Raw genomic sequence first — 3,423 nt, 5'->3', positions numbered from 1 at the left:
CACAAGACTTTGCGCTAAAGTCCTTTTTTCAAGCCCAAAGAGTACTCTTTTCTTGCAGAATGACTAGCATCCTGCGGTGACTTCTGTCGGGGAGCCCTCCTGGATCTGGAAGAGACGATAGGGGACTTGCTTCGAGGAGATGATCTCATCAAGGTACTTACGGTTAGTGTCGGTGATAAAGATCTGCCCGAAAGTGTCCGTAGCGACGAGCTCTACGATGCGCTCCACACGATCGCTGTCTAGCTTGTCGAAGATGTCATCGAGGAGCAGCAGGGGAGCCGTCTGATTGGTCAAGTGCTGCTGCAGATAGCGGTACTCAGCTAGCTTGTAGGCGATGAGGTAAGTCTTGTTTTGACCTTCGGAGCCTATCTTGCGCATCAGGTTCTCTCCGAGGAGCATATCAAAGTCATCTCTGTGGCAACCAGTCGCTGTGAAGCCGTACTCGTAGTCCCGCTGACGACCATTGCGCAGTATGCGCAGCTGCTCCTCGGCAGTGCTGGCACTCCCTGCGCTAAAGGATAGGACCGCACGCTCTACGCCCGCAGCTAGGTGCTGGTAGATCTGATCAAAGGTGGGGACGAGCTCCTCGACATAAGCTTGTCGCATCATCGTGACCGTCAGTCCCGTCGTTGCTAAGGTCTCTTCGAGGATATCCATCAGAGCTGGCTCGTGGATCTGGTTGCGCAGCATATTGTTGCGCTGGTCGAGAGCTCTGTTGTAGTTGATCAAATTCGCCAGATAGGTTGCGTCTTGCTGTGAGAGGATACGATCCACGGAGCGCCTGCGCTCATCGCTCCCCCCACGTATGAGTCTCTGATCATGTGGCGAAATGATAACCAGTGGGTAGCGCCCTATATGGTCGCTGTGACGCTTGTAGAGACGGCCATTGCGAGAGAGCTGCTTGCTCCGCTCGGCAGAGATGCGTAGACTGATCTTGTCCTCCTGCCCATCGTCCCATAGGTACTCGCCCTGGATGATCGCCTCCTGCGCTCCGTGGCGTATGGCATAGCGGTCAGTCGTACCTAGATGGCCACGCACCACCGATAGGTAGTGGATGGCATCTAGGAGATTGGTCTTGCCCATCCCATTGCCCCCGAAGAAGCAGTTGAGCTTGGGGGCAAAGTGACAGTTTGCCGTCGCAACATTCTTAAAGTTGATGACACTCAGCGAACTCAGGATCATAGCTTAGGCTCTATTCCTAACTGCTGCAGAGGGACGAGTAGCTCTTCGTGTGCCGCACGTAGTCGGCTCGTGAGCTGCTCCGTAGCGTGGCAGAGTGGTAGGCGCACCGCACTCGTCTCTATGAGATGAATGGTGTGCAGCAGTCCCTTGATGCCCACAGGATTGCCCTCCTTAAAGAGCAACTGATACATCTCCGTAAAGAGTGCGTCAATCTCATCCGCCTGCTCCCGCTGCTCCGTAATCAGAGCCGAGACAAGCGCTTTGATTGCTTGCGGGTAAGCGTTTGCCACGACCGAGACAACCCCATCACCTCCAGCACGAATGATATCTTTCGTCAAGTGGTCATCGCCCGAGTAGATCAGCAGGTCAGGACGGCACAGTTCACGAATCTGTCCGATCCGCTCCACATGCCCCGAAGCCTCCTTGATACCGATGATCTTTGTTGAGTCACGCTGTAGCCGAGCCACCGTATCGGGCTGTAGGTCGCAACCCGTACGTGAGGGGATGTTGTACAGTATGATCGGCTTCTTGCTCGCCTCGGCAACAGCCATAAAGTGCAGGTACAGCCCCTCTTGCGTCGGCTTATTATAATAAGGTACCACTGAGAGGATCGCATCGACATTGTCATAGATCGGATCGCTCATACGCTGGCACAGATCCTGCGTATTATTGCTCCCGACACCGATCACCAGGGGACAGCGCCCATCGATCGTACGGCGCACCACATCGATCAGTAGTAACCGCTCAGGATAAACGACCGTAGGCGACTCGCCCGTAGTGCCGAGTAGCACCACAAAGTCGCATCCGCCCGAGACTATATGCTCTGTCAGACGGCTCAGCGAAGCCGAGTCCACCTGCCCATTCTCTAGAAATGGAGTTATCAACGCCACACCAGCACCCGTCAGATGGCTATAAGGATGGTAAGTATATTTGTCGTACATATATATAAGGTATAGCCCTTAGCAATTTGTCCAGTTCATATCCAGTAGCTCCGCACGAGCCGCATTGTACTCAGCAATCAATTGGTCAAAGATCTGAGCCACTGGCCACACCTGCTCTATCTGTGCAGCCACCTGACCGATCTCTAGCTCGCCCTCTGCGAGGTCTCCCTCGAAGATACCACGCTTCGCTCTAGCCCGCCCGAGCAGCTCTCGTAGCTCATCGGCAGAGGCACCCCGAGCTTGCAGGGTGACTACCTGTTGGTAAAAGTCGTTCTTCAGCAAACGTGTCGGAGCGAGCTCCTTGAGGGTCAATATCGTGTCCCCCTCGTCACTCTTGACGCACGCTTCCTTAAAAGCCGCATGCGCGCTACTCTCCTCACTCAGTGCAAAGAGCGTCCCGATCTGCACACCCTCAGCGCCTAGGCTCTGAGCCGCCACGATAGAGCGCCCCGAAGCTATCCCGCCAGCCGCCACGAGGGGCAGGTCAATAGCCTGCGCCACAGCCGGTATCAGCGCCAGCGTCGTCGTCTCCTCACGACCGTTGTGACCGCCAGCCTCAAAGCCCTCAGCAATCACCGCATCAACACCCGCCTCTTGGCACTTGACCGCAAACTTCGTACTGCTGACCACGTGCATCACCTTGATACCGTGCTTATGTAGGAGAGAGGTAAAGCGCTTGGGGCTACCCGCCGAGGTAACCACGATAGGCACCTGCTCCTCAATAATGATTTGGATCAACGTATCAATCTCAGGATAGAGCAGTGGCACATTAACCCCAAAAGGTCGATCCGTAGCCTCACGGCAACGAGCTATATGTTCGCGTAGCACCTCTGGGTACATCGAGCCAGCCCCTAGGAGACCCAGCCCCCCCGCATTGCTCACAGCCGAAGCCAGTCGCCAACCGCTACACCAGACCATACCGCCCGCAATGATCGGGTAGCGAATGCCTAGCAGGTCGCAGAGTCTATTCTTCATATCGTCTCAATTCAAAATTCAAACTTCCTGCACAAAGCTACGCAAATCAGCCCACATATCCGCAAATCCTCCCCCCTACATCTCCAATGATTTTGATTCCTCCCGAGGAATTTCCCCATAGCTCCCGAGGAAATGAAAATTCTCCACCGAGGCGCGAAATAAAAGTTCGGAAGAATGAAATGAAAGTTCGGAAGAAAGATTTAAAAGTTCGGAGGAATTTTCCCATTCCTCGCTGGATAATCAAAAAGCTCTACCGAGGAATTGTTTGATTTCCTTCGCTTTTTGATTTTCTTCAATAGAGACGTAGATAAACTCAACCTATATG

General features: G+C 54.0%; 3 protein-coding genes. All 3 read right to left on the bottom strand.

All coding sequences use genetic code 11. The features are described 5' to 3' along the window. Positions 1–63: 63 nt before the first annotated feature. Genes recF through Q0X57_RS07880 form a run of 3 tightly spaced genes read right to left on the bottom strand, consistent with a single transcriptional unit; the run spans position 64 to position 3,098 of the window. Positions 64–1,182 (bottom strand): DNA replication/repair protein RecF, encoded by a 1,119-nt coding sequence (recF, locus tag Q0X57_RS07890; RefSeq protein WP_297729909.1) that lies wholly within the window; start codon positions 1,180–1,182, stop codon positions 64–66. Beyond that, on the bottom strand, positions 1,179–2,123 hold the full coding sequence (gene dapA, locus Q0X57_RS07885; RefSeq protein ID WP_297729907.1) for a 4-hydroxy-tetrahydrodipicolinate synthase: 945 nt from the start codon (positions 2,121–2,123) through the stop codon (positions 1,179–1,181). The genes recF and dapA overlap by 4 nt, the downstream gene beginning before the upstream one ends. 18 nt (positions 2,124–2,141) lie before the next feature. Then, complete coding sequence (locus tag Q0X57_RS07880) at positions 2,142–3,098, bottom strand: nitronate monooxygenase (RefSeq protein WP_297729905.1); 957 nt, start codon at positions 3,096–3,098, stop codon at positions 2,142–2,144. Positions 3,099–3,423: the final 325 nt, after the last annotated feature.

The sequence above is a fragment of the uncultured Porphyromonas sp. genome, from assembly GCF_947254915.1.
Classification (GTDB): Bacteria; Bacteroidota; Bacteroidia; order Bacteroidales; family Porphyromonadaceae; genus Porphyromonas.
This window is presented reverse-complemented; position numbering and strand designations above follow the sequence as displayed.

Bases quoted from the DNA above. Each gene is read 5' to 3' on its own strand.
- Q0X57_RS07880 (WP_297729905.1), bottom strand. From the start codon at position 3,098: ATGAAGAATAGACTCTGCGACCTGCTAGGCATTCGCTACCCGATCATT.
- dapA (WP_297729907.1), bottom strand. From the start codon at position 2,123: ATGTACGACAAATATACTTACCATCCTTATAGCCATCTGACGGGTGCT.
- recF (WP_297729909.1), bottom strand. From the start codon at position 1,182: ATGATCCTGAGTTCGCTGAGTGTCATCAACTTTAAGAATGTTGCGACG.